The 21,404-nt window shown below is 69.4% G+C and carries 20 protein-coding genes; 13 read left to right on the top strand and 7 right to left on the bottom strand.

Features of this window, described 5'->3' with window-relative positions; all coding sequences use genetic code 11:
* The first annotated feature begins 192 nt into the window (after window positions 1–192).
* From glgP to L0H79_RS09760, 3 genes are all read left to right on the top strand, one after another.
* On the top strand, window positions 193–2,781 hold the full coding sequence (glgP, locus tag L0H79_RS09750; protein ID WP_301484404.1) for an alpha-glucan family phosphorylase: 2,589 nt from the start codon (window positions 193–195) through the stop codon (window positions 2,779–2,781).
* A gap of 127 nt (window positions 2,782–2,908) precedes the next feature.
* A complete protein-coding gene (locus L0H79_RS09755) occupies window positions 2,909–3,169 on the top strand; it encodes a CopG family transcriptional regulator (RefSeq protein ID WP_301484405.1) in 261 nt (86 codons plus the stop codon).
* Window positions 3,166–3,558, top strand: coding sequence for a PIN domain-containing protein (locus L0H79_RS09760; protein ID WP_301484406.1), 393 nt, complete (start codon window positions 3,166–3,168; stop codon window positions 3,556–3,558). The genes L0H79_RS09755 and L0H79_RS09760 overlap by 4 nt, the downstream gene beginning before the upstream one ends.
* Before the next feature lie 80 nt (window positions 3,559–3,638).
* Here L0H79_RS09760 and L0H79_RS09765 read toward each other — a convergent pair whose 3' ends face one another.
* The 3 genes from L0H79_RS09765 to L0H79_RS09770 form a co-directional block, all read right to left on the bottom strand.
* The gene (locus L0H79_RS09765) at window positions 3,639–4,406 is read right to left on the bottom strand and encodes an SDR family NAD(P)-dependent oxidoreductase (RefSeq protein WP_301484407.1); all 768 of its coding nucleotides are present in this window, start codon (window positions 4,404–4,406) and stop codon (window positions 3,639–3,641) included.
* 32 nt (window positions 4,407–4,438) lie between these two features.
* Window positions 4,439–4,777, bottom strand: coding sequence for a type II toxin-antitoxin system RelE/ParE family toxin (locus tag L0H79_RS22225; RefSeq protein WP_367652454.1), 339 nt, complete (start codon window positions 4,775–4,777; stop codon window positions 4,439–4,441).
* 186 nt (window positions 4,778–4,963) lie between these two features.
* The gene (locus L0H79_RS09770) at window positions 4,964–5,239 is read right to left on the bottom strand and encodes a type II toxin-antitoxin system Phd/YefM family antitoxin (protein ID WP_301484408.1); all 276 of its coding nucleotides are present in this window, start codon (window positions 5,237–5,239) and stop codon (window positions 4,964–4,966) included.
* Between the two features lie 1,151 nt (window positions 5,240–6,390).
* Between L0H79_RS09770 and L0H79_RS09775 the strand changes: the two genes are divergently transcribed.
* On the top strand, window positions 6,391–6,846 hold the full coding sequence (locus L0H79_RS09775; RefSeq protein ID WP_301484409.1) for a hypothetical protein: 456 nt from the start codon (window positions 6,391–6,393) through the stop codon (window positions 6,844–6,846).
* 27 nt (window positions 6,847–6,873) lie between these two features.
* On the opposite strand, the gene glgX is transcribed toward L0H79_RS09775, so the two are convergent.
* Window positions 6,874–9,009 carry a glycogen debranching protein GlgX gene (glgX, locus tag L0H79_RS09780; protein ID WP_301484410.1) on the bottom strand — a complete coding sequence of 712 codons (2,136 nt, stop codon included), beginning with the start codon at window positions 9,007–9,009 and terminating at the stop codon, window positions 6,874–6,876.
* Between the two features lie 146 nt (window positions 9,010–9,155).
* On the opposite strand from glgX, the gene L0H79_RS09785 reads away from it, so the two are divergent.
* The 4 genes from L0H79_RS09785 to L0H79_RS09800 all read left to right on the top strand — a co-directional run bounded on the left by L0H79_RS09785 (window position 9,156) and on the right by L0H79_RS09800 (window position 12,452).
* Window positions 9,156–9,668: a hypothetical protein gene (locus tag L0H79_RS09785; RefSeq protein WP_301484411.1), complete on the top strand. Its 513-nt coding sequence runs from the start codon at window positions 9,156–9,158 to the stop codon at window positions 9,666–9,668.
* Window positions 9,668–10,447 (top strand): enoyl-CoA hydratase/isomerase family protein, encoded by a 780-nt coding sequence (locus tag L0H79_RS09790; protein WP_301484412.1) that lies wholly within the window; start codon window positions 9,668–9,670, stop codon window positions 10,445–10,447. The genes L0H79_RS09785 and L0H79_RS09790 overlap by 1 nt, the downstream gene beginning before the upstream one ends.
* 227 nt (window positions 10,448–10,674) lie before the next feature.
* Complete coding sequence (locus L0H79_RS09795) at window positions 10,675–11,466, top strand: electron transfer flavoprotein subunit beta/FixA family protein (protein ID WP_301484413.1); 792 nt, start codon at window positions 10,675–10,677, stop codon at window positions 11,464–11,466.
* Window positions 11,467–11,495: 29 nt separating this feature from the next.
* Complete coding sequence (locus tag L0H79_RS09800) at window positions 11,496–12,452, top strand: electron transfer flavoprotein subunit alpha/FixB family protein (RefSeq protein ID WP_301484414.1); 957 nt, start codon at window positions 11,496–11,498, stop codon at window positions 12,450–12,452.
* A 104-nt stretch (window positions 12,453–12,556) separates the two neighbouring features.
* Here the strand turns inward: L0H79_RS09800 and L0H79_RS09805 are convergent, their stop codons facing one another.
* Window positions 12,557–12,985 carry a hypothetical protein gene (locus tag L0H79_RS09805; protein ID WP_301484415.1) on the bottom strand — a complete coding sequence of 143 codons (429 nt, stop codon included), beginning with the start codon at window positions 12,983–12,985 and terminating at the stop codon, window positions 12,557–12,559.
* A 150-nt stretch (window positions 12,986–13,135) separates the two neighbouring features.
* Between L0H79_RS09805 and L0H79_RS09810 the strand changes: the two genes are divergently transcribed.
* The 3 genes from L0H79_RS09810 (at window position 13,136) to L0H79_RS09820 (ending at window position 16,592) form a co-directional block, all read left to right on the top strand.
* Window positions 13,136–14,326, top strand: a complete 1,191-nt coding sequence (locus tag L0H79_RS09810; protein WP_301484416.1) for a cysteine desulfurase family protein — start codon at window positions 13,136–13,138, stop codon at window positions 14,324–14,326.
* Window positions 14,327–14,336: 10 nt separating this feature from the next.
* Window positions 14,337–15,452, top strand: coding sequence for a tRNA 2-thiouridine(34) synthase MnmA (mnmA, locus tag L0H79_RS09815; RefSeq protein WP_301484417.1), 1,116 nt, complete (start codon window positions 14,337–14,339; stop codon window positions 15,450–15,452).
* Between the two features lie 123 nt (window positions 15,453–15,575).
* A complete protein-coding gene (locus L0H79_RS09820; protein WP_301484418.1) occupies window positions 15,576–16,592 on the top strand; it encodes a hypothetical protein in 1,017 nt (338 codons plus the stop codon).
* Window positions 16,593–16,712: 120 nt separating this feature from the next.
* Here L0H79_RS09820 and L0H79_RS09825 read toward each other — a convergent pair whose 3' ends face one another.
* The gene (locus tag L0H79_RS09825) at window positions 16,713–17,615 is read right to left on the bottom strand and encodes a GNAT family N-acetyltransferase (protein WP_301484419.1); all 903 of its coding nucleotides are present in this window, start codon (window positions 17,613–17,615) and stop codon (window positions 16,713–16,715) included.
* A gap of 189 nt (window positions 17,616–17,804) precedes the next feature.
* Between L0H79_RS09825 and L0H79_RS09830 the strand changes: the two genes are divergently transcribed.
* The gene (locus L0H79_RS09830) at window positions 17,805–18,785 is read left to right on the top strand and encodes a methionine synthase (protein ID WP_301484420.1); all 981 of its coding nucleotides are present in this window, start codon (window positions 17,805–17,807) and stop codon (window positions 18,783–18,785) included.
* A 4-nt stretch (window positions 18,786–18,789) separates the two neighbouring features.
* On the opposite strand, the gene L0H79_RS09835 is transcribed toward L0H79_RS09830, so the two are convergent.
* Complete coding sequence (locus tag L0H79_RS09835) at window positions 18,790–20,007, bottom strand: Ig-like domain-containing protein (protein WP_301484421.1); 1,218 nt, start codon at window positions 20,005–20,007, stop codon at window positions 18,790–18,792.
* A 198-nt stretch (window positions 20,008–20,205) separates the two neighbouring features.
* Between L0H79_RS09835 and ligA the strand changes: the two genes are divergently transcribed.
* On the top strand, window positions 20,206–21,404 hold a 1,199-nt coding region (gene ligA / locus L0H79_RS09840; protein WP_301484422.1), incomplete at its 3' end, for an NAD-dependent DNA ligase LigA.

The raw sequence follows: 21,404 nt of genomic DNA on the forward strand, positions 1-21,404 counted from the left end.
TTCGCGGGGTCAGTCACGTGTCGACCGTATCGAATCGAGGCGCGGCACGGCACGCGCCACTGTCGAGCTCCTGAGCAAGCACCTGAGGTGGGATCGCTCTGCGGGGCTGAGTGCGTCCCACCAGCCGAGACGGTTCCTGAAACACCACTGCAAGTCCTGCAAGAACATGTCACACGGCTATGCTGGTGGCCCGTGAAGGCCATCCGACGCTTCAGCGTGCGCACCGTCCTGCCGTCCCGCATCGAGGGTCTCGGCGACCTCGCCAGCAACCTGCGCTGGTCCTGGCACCCGCTGACCCGGGATCTCTTCGAGAGCATCGACCCGGGCAAGTGGGCGGCGACCAAGAACGACCCGGTCAAGCTCCTCTCGCGCCTGTCCGCCGACGAGCTGGCCGCGCTCGCCGCCGACGACGAGTTCGTCGGCCGCGTCGTCGCCGCGAACGAGGACCTGCACCACTACCTGACCAACGAGCGGTGGTACCAGCGCTGGAGCCGTGAGCAGGAGGAGCGCGGCGGTGCGGCGCCGCAGGCGATCGCCTACTTCAGCCCCGAGTTCGGCATCACCGCGGTCCTGCCGCAGTACTCCGGCGGCCTCGGCATTCTCGCCGGCGACCACCTCAAGACTGCCTCCGACCTCGGTGTCCCGATCGTCGGCGTCGGCCTGTTCTACAAGACCGGCTACTTCAAGCAGCAGCTCTCGCCGGACGGCTGGCAGCAGGAGACCTACCCGGTCCTCGATCCCGACGGCCTGCCGCTGTCCCTGCTCCGCGAGGCCGACGACACCCCGGCCGTGGTCTGCATCGACCTGCCCGGCGGCCGGGTGCTGGGCGCTCACGTGTGGAAGGCGCAGGTCGGCCGCGTCCCGGTGCTGCTGCTCGACTCCGACATCCCCGGCAACGACGAGGCCGCCAGGCGGGTCACCGAGTCGCTCTACGGCGGCGGCGGCGAGACCCGCCTCGAGCAGGAGATCCTGCTCGGTATCGGCGGTGTGCGCGCGCTGCGGATGTGGTCCCGCCTGACCGGTGCCCCGACTCCGGAGGTCTACCACACCAACGAGGGCCACGCCGGCTTCCTCAGTGTCGAGCGGATCGCCGAGCTCGTCCGCGACGAGGGCCTGACCTTCGACGAGGCGCTCGAGGCGGTCCGGGCCGCAACGGTCTTCACGACTCACACCCCGGTCCCGGCCGGGATCGACCGCTTTCCCGCCGAGAACATCAACCGCTACTTCGGTGGGTCGCTCGAGGCCCCCGGTGTGCCCGTCGACCGGCTCCTCGCGCTCGGTGCCGAGGACTACGAGGGCGGCACGCCCGACATCTTCAACATGGCAGTGATGGGCCTGCGGCTCGCGCAGCGCGCCAACGGGGTCTCGCAGCTGCACGGCGTCGTCAGCCGCGAGATGTTCGACGGGCTCTGGCCCGGCTTCGACGACGTCGAGGTGCCGATCGCGAGCATCACCAACGGCGTCCACGCCCCGACGTGGGTCGACCGCAGGGTCTACGACCTGGCTCGTACCCACCTCGGCACCACCAACGTCGCGGGTGCGGACGCGTGGCACCGCGTCGACGAGATCCCGCCCGATGCGATCTGGCAGGTCAAGGGCGAGATGCGTCGCCAGCTCGTCGAGGACGCCCGCCGCCGGCTGCGCTCGTCCTGGCGCAAGCGCGGCGCGACGAAGGCCGAGCTCGGCTGGGTCGACGACGTGCTCGACCCGGACATCCTCACGATCGGCTTCGCCCGGCGGGTGCCGACCTACAAGCGGCTCACCCTCATGCTGAGCGACCCCGAGCGGCTCAAGCGTCTCCTGCTGCACCCGACACACCCGGTGCAGCTGGTCATCGCCGGCAAGTCTCACCCCGCGGACGAGACCGGCAAGCGGCTCATCCAGGAGATGGTCCAGTTCGCCGACGACCCGCAGGTGCGCCACCGGATCGTCTTCCTGCCCAACTACGACATCGCCATGGCCCAGGCGCTCTACCCGGGCTGCGACGTGTGGCTCAACACCCCGCTGCGCCCCTTCGAGGCATGCGGTACCTCGGGCATGAAGGCGGCTCTCAACGGCGGGCTCAACCTCTCGGTGCTCGACGGGTGGTGGGACGAGTGGTTCGACGGCCGCAACGGCTGGGCGATCCCCACCGCGGACGGGGTCGACGACCCGGACCGGCGTGACGACATCGAGGCGGCCGCGCTCTACGACCTGATCGAGAACAGCGTCGCCCGCCCGTTCTACGACCGCGACGCCGACGGACTGCCGCAGTCGTGGATCGCGATGATGACCCACACCCTGAGGACCCTCGGGCCGAAGGTCCTCGCGAGCCGGATGATCAAGGACTACACGGAGCGGCTCTACGCCCCGGCGACCGCGGCCGGCCGCGCCATGAACGGCACCGGCTGGAAGGGCGCCAGGGACCTGGCTGCATACACCGCGAAGGTCCGGCGCGCCTGGCCCGACGTCAAGGTCGCACACGTCGAGTCCTCCGGTGTCTCCGACTCGCCGCAGATCGGCGACACCCTGCACGTCACGGCTCTCGTCGAGCTGGCCGAGCTCAGTCCGGACGAGGTCGAGGTCCAGCTCGTCCATGGTCGCGTCTCGGGTGACGACGAACTGAGCGATATCGCGGTCGCCCCGCTCGGTTTCGTCGAGACCGACGAGCAGGCCCGCGCGATCTTCGGGGGCGAGATCTCCATGACCAGGACCGGCTCGTTCGGCTACAGCGTGCGGGTCGTGCCCAAGCACGAGGGTCTGGCGTCCTACGCGGAGATCGGGCTCGCGAGTATCGCCTGAGTCTGCGACCACGCGCACGCCGTATGCCGCCCAGCTCGCCGAGCTGGGCGGCATACCTCGTTTCTGGGTGGACGGCAGGTCGAACTGTCAGGGGTCAGCACGACATTGGCCGATGTATGCTGATGTCGTGCATCGGACTCAGATCTACCTGGACGACGAGGAGGCAGACCTCCTCGGGCGCGCCGCCGCTCGTACCGGTGCCTCACGCTCTGAGCTCATCCGCAGGGCGATTCGCGCGCAGTACGGTCGGCAGACAGCGCAGGCGCGCCTTGCCGCGGTGCGCGCCTCTGCTGGGACGTGGCATGACCGGTCATCCACCGGTGCGGACCATGTCGACAGCGTGCGCGGCGACCTCGACGAGCGCCTCGACCAGCTTGGCTTGCGGTGAAGCTGCTCGACACGTCGGTCGCGATCGACCATCTGCGCGGATATGCGCGGGCCACCACGCTGTTGGAAGAGCTGCTGCGCGCTGACGAAGCGGTCGCTGCCAGCGAGCTGACCCGCTTCGAGCTGCTGGCAGGCGTGCGCCCGAGCGAGCTGACCGCCTTGGAGACGTTCTTCCTGGCGTTCGACTGGGTCCCCGTGACCGAGGACATCGCTCGCCGCGCGGCCGACTACGCTCGGGCGTACCGACGAAGCCACTCCGGAGTCGGGGCCGCCGACTACCTGATCGCCGGCACGGTGGCCGTGTTGGACATGCAGCTGCTGACCACGAACGTGCGGCACTTTCCCATGTTCGAGAGCCTCCAGGCGCCATACCCCTACGAGGGGTCCTGACCGCCCGCCCGGTCAGCGGCACGCGACCTGGACGTGGGGCGCCTGCGCGGTATTGCGGCCATGTCTGGCGCGGCGCCCGGTCAGTGACCGAGGATCGTGTCGCCACCGTCGATGGCCAGCGCCTGCCCGGTGACATAGGAGGCCTGCGGGGAGCACAGCCAGACGGCGGCGTCGGCCTGCTCGGCCGCATCGGCCATGCGGCGCATGGGGATTCGTGAGGCAACCGCCTCGTACGCGTCGGGGGAGGACTCCTTCCAGCCCTGCAGCGCGTCGGTCAGCGTGGCTCCCGGGCAGATGGCGTTGACTCGGATGCCGTCGGCGGCGACCTCTGCCGCGGCGGTCTTGGTCAGGCCGAGGACGGCCCACTTCGAGCTGACGTAGGGCGACAGGCCTGTGCTGCCGGACACCCCCGCGGTCGACGCGGAGTTGACGATCGCCCCGCCGTCGCCCTGGCGCAGGAACTGGCGCAGCTGGTGCTTGACCGCGTACATCATGCCGAAGACGTTGATCCGGAAGATCCGCTCCCAGTCCTCGCCCTCCTGCTCGGTCAGCGGCTTGTTCGGCGACCCGATGCCGGCGTTGTTGTGCGCGAAGTCGAGCCTGCCCCAGTGCGCCACGACAGCCTGGACGAGGGCCAGGTTGGCCGCCTCGTCCGAGGCGTCGGCCACGAGGGACTCGGCGGTGCCGCCGGCGGCGCGGATCAGCTCAGCCGTCTCGCGGGCGGTCGCCTCGTCGATGTCGCTGACGAGCACGTTGGCCCCGGCTCGTGCGAACGCGAGCGCGCTGGCCCGGCCGATCCCGCCCCCCGACGCGGTCACCAGACCACTCTTCCCGTCCATGATGCCCATGTCGACCAGCTCCTCGGTGTGGTGGCGCCAGACTAGCCGCGGCCGACGACGCGTCCGGCGCCGAGATCGGTGCCGCGCCGTCTGGGGCCGGACCAGGCACATGAGGTATGCCGCCCAGCTCGGCGAGCTGGGCGAGCGACAGGAGGGCACGGGAACGATTCGGGGTCGGGCGATCGACGTCTGGCCCACACCAGGCGCGGCACGCGCCTTCCCTGTCCCGACGCAGCGCCTTGCGGTGCCCGGCTCAGCGGGGTGTGGCAGACGCGACCGCGGTGGTCGATCCGGATGATCGCGATGAGCTGCTCGTGGCCGACGATGCGGTAGAGGACCCGGTAGTCGCCGCGGCGGGCGGTCGCCGCGGCGGGCGCCATGCAGGCCGCCGAGTTCGTGGCCCATCGGTTTTCCGAGGCGGTGCGGGTTCATCGGCAGGACTGCTGTGATGAACTCCACGATGGCTACTGCATACCGCGGCGGGATGCGGGCCAGGTTTCGTTGTGCTGGCGACGTGACCTGCACGTGCCACGGGTCGTCATCGGAGGGGTCGCGTGAGGCGCGGCTCATTGCCGCGGCAAGCCATACCGAGCGCGCAGTTCATCGCCACTGATCGTGTTGCCCTCGGCGATGTCACGGTCGGCCTGGGCGATGTCGTCACGGATGCTCGGCTGCGACTGCCAGAACAGCGTGTCCTGGATGATGTCCCACTCGTCGGACGAGACCATGACCGCTGCCGGAGATCCGTTCTTCGTCAGGGTGACGTGCTCATGCGTGCGTTGCGCCTCGTCGACGAGCTCGTTGAGCCTCGCCTTCGCGGCGCTGATCGACAAGGTTCTCATGGCGGTATCGTACGTCAGGTAAGGTTCGAATCCGGACTCTATTAAGATCTCGATATGGCGGCTTCTGGAGGGTTCTGGGTTCCTCGATCCTTCATAGTTGATATGGTCAGCGTGAGCATTCAAGGTGTGCACAGAAGGAGGCTTATTCTGCGGTGGTGAAGAAGTAGAGTCCGATGGCGACGGTGATGCTGGTGGCGAACGCGTGCAGGGGGCGTCGGTAATCGGTGTGCAGGATTTCCAGTTCTTGAGATGAGTGTTGGCACGTTCGACGATCCATCGGATTTGATTGATTTGTTTGTTGAATGCGATCTCGGTTTCGTGGAGTTCGCGTCCGATGGGCTTCTTGATAGGGGTCCCGGATTTGGCGCATCGTCGGTCCTGTGGAGTAGTACACCTGCGGCGGTCCTCTCGGAGATCGATTCTGGTAAGTCAACTCTCTCGAAAGCGCCGTCGTTCTCTATTGCGACACGCTGACCAAGGAAATACTATTCATGTCTCCGTGGGAATGTGAGAATAGGCCTCAAGGGTTGGATTTCGCTGTGGAGAGTTCGCCCACGGAGACCAGATGGACCCGCAGTGGTTGAGGCATGGGCGGATGGGCGGATCTTGCATCTAGCGTTGCTGTTGTTCTCCTGGCCGGGCTTGGGACCCAGTACCGACATCTCAACGATAGATGGATAGCGTGGCTCCCAGTACCCTTTCTTGCAGCACTTGTTTCCTTTGGTGCGCAATGCCATGTGTGTCTTGCGATTGCAAGTACGGTCCTCGTATTCTACGAACTGGTGGGACTTCGACAAGTTGTGCTGACAAGAAAACGGCGCCCTGATTCGTGAAGGGGCGAGCGGCTCTGCTCACCTATCGTTGCCAACTGCAGAGCGGGCTCCGGGGTTCGTAGGGGTTCGTAGGTAGGGCCGCGGGACCCGTGGGGAGGCGTCAAACGGCCTCATGCCGCGTTGGCTGAAGACCTGAAGGCGTGTCGAGACCAATTTGGTTGACATCCAAATCGGGGCGTCCCAAGGGTCCCGGGATGATCGGTGTGCGACTTCTAACCGAACCAGCAGGGGTTCTGCCGTTCGAGATTGAAATGGACTGGTTGCGGGTGCGACTTGATTGCCTGAGGTTCGTTGTGGTGGGTACGATCGGAGTGACTGGTGAGTGAGATCTTTGCAGGCCTGTCGGGTGGCGCCGCCTTCCTGGCCTTCTACTTCCTCTGGGACTACATTCGCGAATGGCGCCGCACCCGTTCTGCCGAGAAAAAGAAGGCTCCCATCTCGGCGGGGAAACGAGTCTCCATTCCAATCGAGCACGAGGACGCAGGTAATCGAGAGTTGGGTGACTTGCCGCTCGGCCTGAATGGGCATTTCACGGTTGGGCTCGCCGGTTCAGAACTGGTCGTGAGCGCTGCCACACCAGCCCTCTTCGGGGACCCGGCCATCTTTTGGAATCGACTCCTCGATGACGTGCGTTCTGCGGAGCTTGCGGCCTGCGAACGAATGGGTGACATGTATGTCTTGGCCAGAATCTCCTTTCCCACAGGGGGACGGGTTGCCCTTCGCTTCGCGAGGACGGACTGGGACGCAATCTGCAAGGCCAAGGTCGTGCGCTAGCCACTGCTGGCCGTCGCAAGCGCGAACTCAGCCCGCGCTGACGACGCGCCACAGCCGTAGCGACCCGCTCGTCATCGGCGCCTCGCCACCGGCCGGCACCGTGAGACCCGGCCCGCCGGGGCGTTCCCACGCGCTGTCCCAGACGAGGTCGTAGCCCGCCGAGCCGGGAGCGCGGGGCAGCATGACCTCCGCTGCCCATCCCGAGCCGTTGAGCGTCAGCAGCACCGAGTCGTGCCCCAGCGGGCCGCCGTTGAAGAGGGCCTGCAGGACATCGACGGTCGGGTCGTTCCAGCGGTCGCCCATCGGCTGGCCGTCCCCGCCGTACCAGGCGAGGTCGAGCGGGCCGTCCGGCCCGGTGGGACGGCCGGAGAAGAACGGGCGCTGCCGCAGCACCGGGTGCTTCGCCCGGATCTCGGCGAGGAAGCGGGTCGTCTCGAGCAGGTCCTGCTGCCACGGCTCGAGCTCCCAGTCGAACCAGCTCGTCGCGTTGTCCTGGCTGTACGGGTTGTTGTTGCCGCCCTGGCTGCGGCCGAACTCGTCGCCGCCGCTGATCATCGGCACGCCGGCCGACAGCAGCAGCGTGCCGAGCAGGTTGCGCATCGAGCGCTGCCGCGCCGCACGGATCTCCAGGTCGTCCGTCGGCCCCTCGACGCCGTGGTTCCACGAGCGGTTGTCGTTGCTGCCGTCGGTGCCGCCGTGCCCGTTCGCCTCGTTGTGCTTGTGGTCGTAGCGGGTCAGGTCGCCGACGGTGAAGCCGTCGTGCGCGGTGACGAAGTTGACCGACGCGGTCGTCCCCCGGCCCGCCCCGTCGAACACGTCCTGCGAGCCGGCCAGGCGCGTCGCGACATCGCGCACCCCGTGGCCGGTCTCACCGGCGCCGGACGCCGCGAGGTCGCGCAGCCAGTAGGTGCGGATCGCGTCGCGGTACCGGTCGTTCCACTCGGCGAACGGCGGCGGGAACTGGCCGGTGCGCCAGCCGTGCATCCCGACGTCCCACGGCTCGGCGACGAGCTTGACCTGCGACAGGACCGGGTCGGTGCGCAGGGCGACGAGGAAGGGGTGGTCCGGGTCGTAGCCTTCGTCCCGGCCGCGCGCGAGCGCGACGGCCAGATCGAAGCGGAAGCCGTCGACGTGCATCTGGCTGACCCAGTAGCGCAGCGAGTCCAGCACCATCGCCACGACGACCGTCTGGCTCAGGTCGACGGTGTTCCCGCAGCCGGTCAGGTCGATGTCCCGGCCGTGCTCGTCGAGGCGGTAGTAGGCCCGCTGGTCGAGCCCTCGCCAGCTGAGCGTCATCCCCGCCTGGGACTGCTCCGCGGTGTGGTTGTAGACGACGTCGAGGATCACCTCGATCCCCGCGGCGTGCAGGGCCCTGACCATCGCCTTGAACTCGTCGAGCACCCCCTGCGGGTCCCGCGCCGCCGCGTAGGGCGCGTGCGGGGCGAAGAAGCCGAGCGTGTTGTAGCCCCAGTGGTTGCTCAGGCCGCGGGTGACCAGCTCGGGCTCGTGGGTGAACGTGTGCACGGGCAGCAGCTCGACCGCAGTGACCCCGAGGGAGGTCAGGTGCTCGACGAACGCGGGGTGCGCGAGCCCGGCATAGGTCCCGCGCAGCGGCTCCGGCACGCCCGGGTGCAGCCGCGTCGCGTTCCTGACGTGCACCTCGTAGATGACCGAGTCACAGAGCCGATGGCGCGCGGGCGCGTCGGTGCCCCAGTCGAACCCGTCGCTCACGACGACACACCGTGGCACGTATGCCGCTGAGTCGCGGTCGTCTCGCACATGCAGGTCGCCCGCGAGGTTGGCTCCCACGTGGTGGCCGTAGACGGCCGGGTCGACGGTGACGCCGCCCTCGACGGCGCGGGCGTAGGGGTCGAGAAGCAGCTTGGCCGGGTTGTGGCGCAGCGCCCGCTCGGGGACCCACGGGCCGGTGACCCGCACGCCGTAGCGCTGGCCGGGCCCGACGCTCTCGACGGTGTCGAACCACGTGCCATACACGTGGTTGCGCAGCGGCACCCGCCGCTCGACCTCGGTGCCGTCCGGTGCCCGGTCGAACAGGCAGACCTCGACCCCGTCCGCGTGGGAGGCGTAGATGCTGAAGGTCGCCCCGTCCGCGCTCAGGTGCGCGCCGTGCGGCGGCGGCACATCGGGCGGGGTGGTCGGCATGTCGTCAGGATAGAGCGCGCCCCGGTGTGCCCGAGGGACCTTCGCGAGAGCCGAGGGCGCAACGGTCGCGAGGTGGGCGGCATACCGCGGCAGTGGCGGGAGCCCGCCATGTGACTCGGGGGAGGGTCCTCGTTACGGTTGGGCACATGACGGATCCGACTTCGCTGCCCAACTTCCAGCCCCCGACGCCCGAGGGTGCTCCGAACGGCGCACCGGCCGGCACACCCTTACGCGACCGCATCGCCGCCGAGCTCGACAAGCTCGGCGTCACGACCACCGTCGACGACGACGGCGATCTCGAGTACGTGGTCAACGAGCAGACCCTCTTCGCCCGCGTCGCCGAGGGTGAGCTGCCGCTGGTGCGCTTCTTCGGCCAGTGGCAGCTGCAGGAGCCGGTCTCGCCGGACCGCAACGAGCGGCTCGCGCGATGCAACGACATGACCCTGCAGCTCAACCTCGTCAAGCTCTCGCTCGTGCAGGACAGCCTTGTCGTGTCCGCCGAGCAGGTGGTCACCCCGCACGCCGACCTCGACATCCTCGTGCCGCTCTCGATCAACCACATCCTGCAGAGCGTCGGCTTCTTCTTCCAGACGTGGCAGCCACCCGAGGACGCGCCGGGTGCGACCGGGGCCGCGGGCACGTCGGAAGGCGGCCAGTGATGGGCGAGTTCGTCCGGCTCGAGGTCGAGGACGGCATCGGCACGATCCGGCTCGACCGGCCCAAGATGAACGCGCTCAGCCGGCAGGTCCAGGAGGAGATCCGCGCCGCTGCCCACGAGGCGACCGGTCGGGCCGACGTCAAGGCCGTCGTCGTCTACGGCGGCGAGAGGGTCTTCGCCGCCGGCGCCGACATCAAGGAGATGACGACCATGTCCTACACCGACATGGTCGAGCGCTCCGGCCCGCTGCAGAGCTCGATCACCGCCGTCGCCAGGATCCCCAAGCCGGTCATCGCCGCGATCACCGGCTACGCCCTCGGCGGCGGGTGCGAGCTCGCCCTCGCCTGCGACTTCCGGGTCGTCGCCGACGATGCCAGGCTCGGCCAGCCGGAGATCCTGCTCGGCGTCATCCCGGGCGCCGGCGGCACGCAGCGCCTCTCGCGGCTCGTCGGTCCGGCCAGGGCCAAGGAGATCGTCTTCAGCGGCCGCTTCGTCGGCGCCGCCGAGGCGCTCGCGATCGGGCTGGCCGACAGGGTCGTCCCGGCCGGCGAGGTCTACGAGAGCGCGCGCGCGTGGGCCGCGACGTATGTCGGGGCGGCCACCTGCGCGGTGCGTGCCGCGAAGGAGGCCATCGACCGTGGGCTCGAGGTCGACCTCGACACCGGTCTGGAGATCGAGCGGATGGCGTTCGCCGCGCTCTTCGCCACGCGGGACCGTGAGATCGGCATGACCTCGTTCGTCGAGCAGGGCCCGGGCAAGGCCAAGTTCGAGGGGCGCTGACCCCGCCCGAACCGGCCGCCGGTGACCGAACCTGTGCACGGTCCAGTTCGGCCCCGAACGGACCGTTCGGGGGAATGCGGGTGGTGAGGGTCACGCCGTCCCGATGAGGGCCCGGACGAGGTGCGGTGCCAAGATGGGGGACAGTGCCGTCGCCGTCCGGAGTGGACGGCTGACTGCTATAACCGATCCGCTGACCACCCATCCGCTAGGGAAGAGGACGCTCACCCATGAACATCGTCGTCTGTGTCAAGTACGTGCCGGACGCCCAGGCCGAGCGCACGTTCGACGCATCGGACAACACGACCGACCGCGAGAACGTCGACGGCCTGCTCTCAGAGCTCGACGAGTATGCCGTCGAGGCGGCTCTCAAGCTCGTCGAGGAGAGCGAGGGCGAGGTGACCGTCGTGACGGTCGGCCCCGACGACGCCGCCGACGCGATCAAGAAGGCCCTGCAGATGGGTGCCCACAAGGGCGTGCACGTCAAGGACGACGCGATCCACGGCTCCGACGCCATCGCCACCTCGCTCGTCCTCGCCGAGGCGATCAAGAAGCTCTCTGCGGAGGCCCCCGCAGACCTCGTCATCACCGGTATGGCCAGCACCGACGGCACGATGGGTGTCGTCCCGACGATGCTCGCCGAGCGGCTCGGCCTGCCGGCCGTCACGTATGCCTCGGAGCTGACCGTCGATGGCGGCAAGGCCACGATCCACCGCGACGGGGACACCTCGACCCAGACCGTCGAGGCGAGCCTGCCGGCCCTCGTCTCGGTCACCGACCAGATCAACGAGCCGCGCTACCCGTCCTTCAAGGGCATCATGGCCGCGAAGAAGAAGCCGGTGCAGCAGTGGGGTCTGGCCGACCTCGGCATCGACGCCGGCCAGGTCGGTCTCGACGCGGCGTGGAGCAAGGTCGACGCCTTCGCCGCCCGGCCGCCGCGGTCCAAGGGTGAGATCGTCACCGACGACGGTGACGGCGGCACCAAGCTCGCGGAGTTCCTCACGTCCCGCAAGTTCATCTGATCGCCCAGCCAGCAAAGGAGATTCACGTCATGGCTGAAGTTCTCGTCCTCGTCGACCACGCCGACGGCGCGGTGCGCAAGACGACGTCCGAGCTGTTGACGATCGCCCGCCGGCTCGGTGAGCCGTCGGCCGTCTTCGTCGGCACCGGATTCGAGGCCGCCAAGGAAGCACTCGCCAAGTTCGGCGCCGCGAAGGTCTACCGTGCCGAGGCCCCCGAGGTGACCCAGTACCTCGTCGTGCCGCAGGCCGAGCTGCTCGCCAAGCTCGTCGAGGAGAAGTCCCCGGCCGCCGTCCTCGTCCCGGCATCGACCGAAGGCAAGGAGATCGCCGCCCGCCTCGCCGTCAAGACCGGCTCCGGACTGATCACCGACGCCGTCGACGTCCAGGCCGGCGACGGTGGGGCCAAGACGACCCAGTCCGTCTTCGCGGGCTCCTACACCGTCGAGGCGACCGTCACGCACGGCACCCCCATCATCGCTGTCAAACCGAACTCGGCAACGCCGGAGGAGGCACCTGCGGCGGCCGCCGACGAGGTCGTCGACTTCGCGCCGTCCGACCTGGCCAGGGGCGCGACGGTCACCGACACGCAGCCGAAGGCCGCATCCGGGCGCCCCGAGCTCACCGAGGCCGCGATCGTCGTCTCCGGCGGCCGCGGCACCGCCGGCGACTTCAGCCCGGTCGAGGCGTTCGCCGACGCCCTGGGGGCCGCGGTCGGCGCCTCCCGCGCTGCCGTCGACGCCGGCTGGTACCCGCACTCCTCGCAGGTCGGCCAGACCGGCAAGCAGGTCAGCCCGCAGCTCTACGTCGCGTGCGGCATCTCCGGCGCGATCCAGCACCGGGCCGGCATGCAGACCTCGAAGACGATCGTCGCCGTCAACAAGGACAACGAGGCGCCGATCTTCGAGCTCGTCGACTTCGGTGTCGTCGGCGACCTGTTCAAGGTACTGCCGCAGGCCACCTCGGCGGTCGAGGCCGCCAAGGGCTGAAGCTCGACACGCAGCCTCGAGAGGCCGGTCCCGTGCGGGGCCGGCCTCTCGCGCACGGGCAGAGGCCGGCGGTTCACTCCTCCGGTGCCAAGCAGGTATGCCGCTCAGCGAGCGACCCGGTGCCAGCTGCGGATCCGCTCCCGGTTGAGCCCATAGCTGCTCGCACCGTGCCCGAAGGTCCACCACGGGCAGCGCAGCGCCTCCGAGGGCAGCCGGACCGGTCGGGTCGCCCCGGCGTGCCACTCGATCCTGCCGTCGTCGCGGACCCCACTCAGGTCGTGCCGGGGCATCGCCGAGGTCGCGAGGGTGTTGTGCACGCGCGCCGTCTCAGGCGTCAGCTCGATCCGGGCCTGCCACGCGCGGTAGGCCACGTAAACGGCGACCGCCAGGCACACGCCATACGTGAGCTCAGGGGCCAGCGGCGTGACGCGAAGGATGAGCCGGGCGACGAAGTAACCGACCACGATGCTCGCCACGGCAGCCACCGCACGGTGGCCTGCCGGGGCGCGCACGACGGCAACGGCGGGGTCCATGTGCCCGATCATAGGAGCCGCGCCCCCGCGGGAGCGCCCTTCCCGTCGGGGGGTCGGTCACGGCGAGGGCCCCCTGGCGTCGAGAGGTCACTACCCGGACGGCCTCACCAGCAGCGCGGAGCGCGAGCCCACGCGGCCTAGAATCGTCGGGTGACTGCCTACCTCGACCACGCGGCGACCACACCCATGCTGCCGGCCGCGCTCGCCGCGATGACCGAGCAGCTCGCAGTCGTGGGCAACGCGTCGTCCCTGCACCGCACCGGGCGGGCCGCTCGGCGGGTCATCGAGGAGTCCCGCGAGCGCATCGCCAAGGCGGTCGGTGCCCGCCCGTCGGAGATCGTCTTCACCTCCGGCGGGACCGAGTCGGACAACCTCGCCCTGAAGGGCACCTACCGGGCCCGGCGTGAGACCGACCCCGGCCGGGCGCGGCTCGTCGTCGGCGCGACCGAGCACCATGCCGTCCTCGACAGCGTCGAGTACCTCGTCCGGCATGAGGGCGCGCACGTCACGTGGGTCGAACCGACCTCGGATGGGCTGGTCGAGCCGGCCGCGGTGCGCGCCGCGATCGAGCGCGACCCGGGCACGGTCGCTCTGGTGTCGGTCATGTGGGCCAACAACGAGGTCGGCGTCATCCAGGACGTCGCCGGGGTCGCCGCTGTCGCGCACGAGCACGGCATCCCCATCCACACTGATGCAGTCCAGGCCGTTGGGCATGTGCCTGTCGACTTCGCGGTGAGTGGGGCCGACCTCATGACGATCACCGGGCACAAGCTCGGCGGGCCGATCGGGGTCGGGGCGCTCGTCGCGCGCCGTGACGCGAAGTTGCTGCCCCTCACTCACGGGGGCGGGCAGGAGCGGCAGCTGCGCTCGGGCACGCTCGACACCCCGGCCATCGCCGGCTTCGCCGTGGCTGTCGAGCAGAGCGTTGCGATGATGCCTGCCGAGGCCACCCGGGTCGCGGGGCTGCGCGACGACCTCATCACCAGAGCCCAGGCCATCGAGCCGGACATCCGCGTGGGTGGCCGGTGGGTGCCCTGTGACACGACACAGCGACTGCCCGGCAATGCCCACCTCATCGTGCCCGGCTGCGACGGTGACTCGCTGCTCTACCTGCTCGACGCCGCGGGTATCGCCTGCTCGACCGGGTCGGCCTGTCAGGCCGGCGTGCCCAGGCCGAGCCATGTCCTGCTCGCGATGGGCGTGCCCGAGTCGGATGCGCGCGGGGCGCTGCGCCTGACCCTGGGGCACACCTCGACGAGCGAGGACGTGGAGGCGTTCCTCGCCGCGTTGCCGGCCGCGATCGACCGGGCCCGCCGGGCGCGGGTCGCGACCGCGTCATGAGGTCGTGGTCATGAGGGTCGTGGCCGCGATGAGCGGTGGCGTCGACTCGGCCGTCGCCGCCGCGCGGATGCTCGATGCCGGGCACGAGGTCGTCGGGGTCCATCTGGCCCTGTCCCAGAGCGCCGCGACCCTGCGCGAGTCGGCGCGGGGCTGCTGCACCATCGAGGACGCGGGCGACGCCCGACGTGTCGCCGACCGGCTGGGCATCCCCTTCTACGTCTGGGACATGGCCGAGCGCTTCAAGCGCGACGTCGTCGACGACTTCGTCGCGGAGTACGCCGCCGGGCGCACCCCCAACCCGTGCCTGCGCTGCAACGAGAAGATCAAGTTCGCCGCCCTGCTCGACAAAGCGGTCGCCCTCGGCTTCGACGCAGTCGCGACCGGTCACTACGCCCAGATCGTGCGGACGCCGGATGGGCGGCGAGAGCTGCACCGCGCCCTCGACCCGGCCAAGGACCAGTCCTACGTCCTCGGGGTGCTCGACGCCGAGCAGCTCGCCCGCGCCTTCTTCCCGCTCGGCGACACCTGCAAGCCGCAGGTGCGCGAAGAGGCTGCCGACCGTGGCTTCTACGTCGCGCGCAAGCCGGACAGCCACGACATCTGCTTCATCGCGGACGGCGACACCCGTGGCTGGCTCGAGCGCGCGCTCGAGGTGCGGCCCGGGGAGATCGTCGACACGGACGGTGCGGTCGTCGGCGAGCACCGGGGTGCCTTTGCCTACACCGTCGGGCAGCGCCGGGGCCTGCGCCTGAGCCGGCCGGCGCCCGATGGGGAGCCGCGGTACGTCGTCGAGGTCCGGACCGCAGCGAACCAGGTCGTCGTCGGCACGGCCGAGTTGCTCGGCATCGACGCGATCACCGGTGACCACGCACGGTGGTGCGGACAGGCCCCGGAGGGGGTCGTCCGCGTCGGGGCACAGGTACGGGCCCACGGCGAAGAGGTTCCCGCCCAGGCCTGGGCCGACGGGGACCGGGTGCAGGTGCGCCTCGCCGGGCGGATCCGCGGCGTCGCGCCCGGCCAGTCGGTCGTGCTCTACGACGGCACCCGCGTCGTCGGGTCCGCGACGATCGCCTCGGCCCGGCTCGACCGAAGCCGCGATGCTGCGGAGCCGATGTCGTCCACCTGATCCTGGCCTGCCGATCGAGAGTGCACTACTCGGGATCGAGAGTGCACTACTCGGGATCGAGAGTGCACCTCTGTATCGGCGGCCCTGCCCGGGGTGCTGGTCGCAGTCACTACCCTGTGGGTCATGGCCGCAATCGAGCTTGTCGAGCACACCATCACCGCGCACGTCCCGGAGCTCGGTAACCCCACCAACCGCATCGAGGTGCCGCTCAGCGTCCGGGTCGACCCGCTGACCGGGCGCACCTCCAGGATCGTGACGGGCACCAAGCTGTCACCGAGCACCCGTCCCGACCTGTCCGAGCTCACCGCGAAGCCGGGGTTCTGCCCCTTCTGCGCGGACCGCCTCGAGGCAGCCACCGGGACCTTCGCGCCCGAGATCACCCCAGAGGGTCGCATCCGCCGGGGGAGCGCGGTCATCGTGCCCAACGTGATGGCCTACTCGGAGTACTCGTCGGTTGGCCTCTACGACACAGAGCGGCACTTCATCGACCTGCCCGACCTGACCCCGAAGCTCATCGACGACCTGCTCGCGGCCTTCGTGGAGTACACCCGGGGCATCCACAGAATCCGGCCGATGTGGTCGTCGGTCAACGCGAACTACCTTCCCCCGAGCGGCAGCTCGCTCGTCCACCCCCATGTCCAGTCGGCGCACGACGACATCGGCACGACATTCCAACGCCTCCTCGCGGAGCGGTCCCGGGTGTGGAGTGGGCAGCACTCCTTCTGGGAGGAGCTCGTCGAGTTCGAGGAGGGCGGCCCCAGGTGGGTGGGCGGTCGGGGCCGCGTTGCCTTCCTGACCCCCTTCGCGCCGATCGGGTTCCACGAGGTGTGGGGGATCGTCGCCGGGTGCCGGGACATCGAGGAGCTCACGACCCAGGACTGCGAGGATCTCGGGGCCGGCATGTCACGCATCTTCGGCGCGTACCATGAGCTCAACCTCACATCGTTCAACTGGGCGCTCTATGGTGGCGGCCCCAACGTGGGGGACGAGTACTCGCTCCTGCTGCGGGTCGTGAGCCGCAGCAACGCCGAGCCGATGTACCGCAGCGATGTGACCTACTTCGAGAAGCTCCACGACGAGGCGATGACCGACCTGGCGCCTGAGGACCTCGCTGCGACACTGAGGCCCCGCTTCGCCTGATCGACAGCGCACCCTTCCCGATCGAGCGTGCACTTTTCCCGATCGACAGTGCAGTAGTCCCGATCGACAGTGCACCAATCCTGATCGACAGTGCACCAATCCTGATCGACAGTGCACACATCAGCTGCCGAGCCCACCGAGTGATCGAGTCCATGTGACGGTCCGGGCGCCGGGCTGGAAGCCGAGTGACCGGTAGAGGCGCATCGGCCCCGGGTAGCCGTCATCGCCACGCGGCGTCACCAGGGCGGTCCGGCCACCTGCAAGCACCAAGGCGTGCAGGGCAGCGAGCGTCACGGCACCGGCGAGGCCACGACCGCGATGCTCGGGCACGCACCCGACCGGTTCGACCAGGCCCACCCCCGTGGCAGGGTCGAGCCACACGAGCGCGCTTGCCACCATCCGCCCGAGAGCATCGATGGCCACCCAGTCGAGGCCGGCCCGGTAGGGCCACGCCGACATGAGCACCTCGTAGGACTCGCCAGTGACCTCCGACGTGCCGAAGTCCGACCACGCCGCCGCATGGCAGGCTGCCCGTGTGCGCCCCTCGTCCGGGTCGACGTGCCGGAACCGATAGCCCTCGACCTCAGGCGCCGGCGGCAGCGACGAGAGATCCATCAGGTGGTGCCGGAAGAACGGTGCAGTCTCGTCGGGCGCGAATCCAGCTGCGTGACAAGCATCTTCGGCCGTATCGCCCTCCATGAGCAGGACCGACTGGGTAGCTGCGTCGCTCCACTCCTCGAACCAGTCGAGGACCTCCTCGGCCACCTCGGGGTGAGCCGGATCCACCTGCAGCTCGAGCCAATCCTGCCCTTCGGCCCATCCGAATCCCACCACCTGCCCGACACGGTCACGCCAGAAGGAGATGGCCTCGCCCGCGCGAGGCCGCAGCGCATCGACTGGGGCGTAGTAGCGGTTCCACGCCAACTGCCCGGGGTGAAACCGGGATGCCGGCGACCAGAGCCGGGAGCACATGTCCTGCATTGTCCGCAGGTCTCCGGGGCCGGTGAAGTCAGCGTGGCGCACGAGGGCACACGCTATCTGCACGGTCGATCGGAACTACTGCACGGTCGATCGGAACTACTGCACTGTCGATCGGAACTACTGCACTGTCGATCGGAACTACTGCACTGTCGATCGGAACTACTGCACTGTCGATCGGGTTTACTGCACTCTCGATGAGGGGCTGGAGGCCAGCCTCGCTAGAGTGCCCGGATGACCACCGCGAGCGGCATCGGGTCCTGGCCCGGCACGTCCATCCGCGATGCCCTCGCCCAGGTCCGTGAGCTGCTCGACGGTCACCTGCCCTACCTTCCCGAGTTGCCCGACCGCGGCCCGGGCGGCGACCTCGTCGGACGCAGCGCGGGCCTGCTCGTCGAGCTGCCCGTCGACCTGCAGCCGATGGGCTGGCGCCTCGTCGACCGACCCGGGCGCGACGGGGGCCGTATCGCCGCGCTCTGGCGCGAGGACCTCGACGAGTTGGCCGAGGCCTTCGACGGCCACACAGGCCCACTCAAGCTGCAGGTCGCCGGTCCGTGGACCCTCGCCGCGAGCATCTGGCTCCCGCGCGGCGAACGCGCCGTCGTCGACGAGGGTGCGACCCGAGACCTGATCGCCTCGCTCGCCCAGGGCGTGCGGGAGCACGTCGCGACGGTCCGAAGCCTCGTCCCCGACGCCGAGATCGTCCTGCAGCTCGACGAGCCCTCGCTGCCCGCGGTCCTCGACGGGCGCCTGCCCACCGCCTCAGGGTTCGGCCGGCTGCCCGCCGTCGACCCACAGGTCGCGCTCGCCGGCCTGCGCGAGGTCCTGGCCGCGCACGAGGGGCTCACCGTCGTCCACTGCTGCGCGGCCCGCCCACCCCTGCCGCTGCTCCGCTCGGCCGAGCCGAGCGCCCTGAGCGTCGACTGCACCCTCCTCGGCCCGCGCGGGTGGGAGGGGCTCGCCGTCGCGGCGGAGAGCGGCATACGGCTGCATGCGGGCGTCGTGCCCACCGACGGGTCGCGCACCCGGGCAGCGGACCTGGCCGACGCGCTCGTCGACCCATGGCGCCGAGTCGGTATGCCGCTCAGCTCGCTCGCCGACGTCGTCGTGACCCCGACGTGCGGGCTGGGCGGTCGACCCCCGGAGAAGGCTCGCGCGGTGCAGCGGGCCGCGGTCGAGACCGCGAGCGAGCTCGCCGAGCGTGCCGCGGGCTAGCCGGTCAGAGGGCCGAGCCCTTCTCGTACTGCTTCCAGCTGAGGTTCCAGTCGGAGTAGCCGTTGCCCATCGTCATCGGCTTGTTCGACCCCGTGGTCTCGACGATGTCACCGATCCGGAAGTTGTCCCACACCCAGTCACCGGCCCGGTTGCTGATGCCGGTGCACCCGTGGCTGACGTTGGCGTACCCCTGCTGGCTCACGGACCACGGTGCGGTGTGGAGGAACTCGCCCGAGTTCGTCAGCTGCAGAGCGTAGTTGACCTTGACGTCGTGGTAGTAGTCCTTGTCGCCGGGCTTGAGCCCGATCGACTCGGCCTTCATCGTGAACTGTGAGTACTTGGCCATGATGACCTTGACGCCGGAGCGGGTCTCCCAGCCAGGGCGTCCGCCGGAGATCGGAATGCGCCGGACCTTGTCCCCGTTGACGTAGACGTCCATCTGGTGGGTCTTGAGGTTGGCCTTCGCGATGACGGACCTGCCCACCGTGAAGTCGGCGGTGCGGGACTGCTCGCCGAACCGCTTGCCACCCGCGGGGACGCCGTTGAGGTTTGCCTCGACGTGCACCTTGGTGCCGGGCTTCCAGTAGCTCTTGGGCCGCCAGTGGGCCTCTCGGTCGGAAAGCCAGTACCACGACCCGGCCTGGGCCGGCTTCGAGGTGACCTTCATGTGCTTCTCGAAGTTCGCCTTGTCCACGACGGGCAGGTCGAAGATGACGATGACCGGCATGCCGACGCCGACCGTCTGGCCGTCTGGGATGACCTTGACGTAGATCTGGTCGTCGAGCGTCAGGTTGGCGGTGCGGAAGGTCTGCGTCGTCGAGACGAAGCCGCCGGACTCGTCGTGGCCCTCCATCCTGAGGGTGTACTTCACGCCGGGCTCGAGCAGGTCCTTGGCGGTCCAGGTGCCCGACTCGAGCCAGCCCTCGGCCTCGACGTGCTTGCCCTTCTTGCTCAGGTAGGACAGGGACGCCTGGGCGAGGGTGCCCGACTGCACCTTGGCCGTGACGCGGGTGTCGACCGGGACGTGGTTGGCGTCCTCACCGGGCGTGGTGACCCACTCGACCGGTGCCGTCGTGGGGGTCGGGGTGCTGCTCGTCGACGGGGCCGCGGTGCCCTTGGCCCCCGGCTGAGGCCCTGCGTTCGCCGTGGCGTTGCACGCAGACAGCCCGAGCATGGCGATGATCGCCAGACCTGCTGCCATCGACTTCGACCGACCCGTCACCTGCACGTGTGTCCTCTCTGATCCGGCCCCCCTGCACCCATGCAGCATCGGCCCCAATATCACATTCCGCGCTCCAGTGTCCCCGATAGGTGCCCCTATCGCCAAAACGTCGGCGCGTCGCGGCCCCTGGGGCTCTGCGCTGCCATCCGCTGCCGTCCGCGGCCGCAACCATCCGCGGCCCGCTGGCAGGATGGACCGGTGACCCAGACCCATCCGCGTGCCGACACCGGTGCCGACCCGGGCACCGACGTCCCGGCTGCAGCGCACCGTGAGTGGATCGAGCTCGCGGAGCAGGCCTCCGCCGCGCAGTTCGCCTACTACGTCCGCGACGCCCCGACCATCAGCGATGCCGCCTACGACCAGATCATGCAACGGCTCAATGCGATGGAGGACGAGTGGCCGTCGCTGCGCACGCCGAACAGCCCGACGCAGCAGGTGGGTGGCACGGCCTTCGCCACCGGGTTCCAGCCGGTCGACCACCTCGATCGGATGCTCAGCCTCGACGACGTCTTCTCCTTCGAGGAGCTGCGCGCCTGGGTCGACCGCGTCGAGCGCCTGGTCGGTGTGGGCTGCCACTTCCTCACCGAGCGCAAGATCGACGGACTCGCCATCAACCTGCTCTACGAACGGGGCCGGCTGACGCGAGCGCTGACCCGTGGTGACGGGCGGACGGGCGAGGAGGTGACGCACAACGTGCGGACGATCGGCGACATACCGTCGCGCCTGCACGGCGACTCCGTGCCCGAGCTCATCGAGGTGCGCGGTGAGGTGTTCTTCCCGACTGCGGCCTTCGCCGACCTCAACGCGAGCCTCGTCGAGGCGGGCAGGGCGCCGTTCGCCAACCCCCGCAACGCGGCCGCAGGATCGTTGCGACAGAAGGACCCCCGAGTCACGGCGAGCCGGCCGTTGCGGATGCTCGTGCACGGTATCGGCGCGAGGCGCGGTATCGATATCGCCCGGCAGAGCGAGGCCTACGAGCTGTTCCACGCCTGGGGCCTGCCCACCGCGCACGACTACGAGGTGCTCGACGACATCGCCGCGGTCGAGGCATACGTGACGCACTGCGGCGAGCACCGACACGACGGCTTGTTCGACATCGACGGGGTGGTCGTCAAGGTCGACGAGGTTGCGCTGCAGGACCGGCTGGGGACCACCTCGCGGGCACCGCGCTGGGCGGTGGCGTACAAGTACCCCCCGCAGGAGGTCAACACCAGACTGCTCGACATCCGGGTCAACGTCGGACGGACCGGGCGCGTGACGCCATACGGCGTCATGAAGCCCGTCGTCGTGGCCGGCTCCACCGTCGAGCAGGCGACCCTGCACAACGCCCACGAGATCGAGCGCAAGGGCGTGCTGATCGGCGACACGGTCGTGCTGCGCAAGGCGGGCGACGTCAT

Source organism: Intrasporangium sp., assembly GCF_030452765.1.
Taxonomy (GTDB): Bacteria; Actinomycetota; Actinomycetes; order Actinomycetales; family Dermatophilaceae; genus Intrasporangium_A.

Coding starts and splice junctions, on each gene's coding strand:
- L0H79_RS09820 (WP_301484418.1), top strand. CDS start 15,576: ATGGCCGCAATCGAGCTTGTCGAGCACACCATCACCGCGCACGTCCCG.
- L0H79_RS09830 (WP_301484420.1), top strand. CDS start 17,805: ATGACCACCGCGAGCGGCATCGGGTCCTGGCCCGGCACGTCCATCCGC.
- L0H79_RS09790 (WP_301484412.1), top strand. CDS start 9,668: ATGGGCGAGTTCGTCCGGCTCGAGGTCGAGGACGGCATCGGCACGATC.
- L0H79_RS09795 (WP_301484413.1), top strand. CDS start 10,675: ATGAACATCGTCGTCTGTGTCAAGTACGTGCCGGACGCCCAGGCCGAG.
- L0H79_RS09805 (WP_301484415.1), bottom strand. CDS start 12,985: ATGGACCCCGCCGTTGCCGTCGTGCGCGCCCCGGCAGGCCACCGTGCG.
- L0H79_RS09765 (WP_301484407.1), bottom strand. CDS start 4,406: ATGGGCATCATGGACGGGAAGAGTGGTCTGGTGACCGCGTCGGGGGGC.
- L0H79_RS09770 (WP_301484408.1), bottom strand. CDS start 5,239: ATGAGAACCTTGTCGATCAGCGCCGCGAAGGCGAGGCTCAACGAGCTC.
- L0H79_RS22225 (WP_367652454.1), bottom strand. CDS start 4,777: ATGGCGCCCGCCGCGGCGACCGCCCGCCGCGGCGACTACCGGGTCCTC.
- glgX (WP_301484410.1), bottom strand. CDS start 9,009: ATGCCGACCACCCCGCCCGATGTGCCGCCGCCGCACGGCGCGCACCTG.
- L0H79_RS09800 (WP_301484414.1), top strand. CDS start 11,496: ATGGCTGAAGTTCTCGTCCTCGTCGACCACGCCGACGGCGCGGTGCGC.
- mnmA (WP_301484417.1), top strand. CDS start 14,337: ATGAGGGTCGTGGCCGCGATGAGCGGTGGCGTCGACTCGGCCGTCGCC.
- L0H79_RS09785 (WP_301484411.1), top strand. CDS start 9,156: ATGACGGATCCGACTTCGCTGCCCAACTTCCAGCCCCCGACGCCCGAG.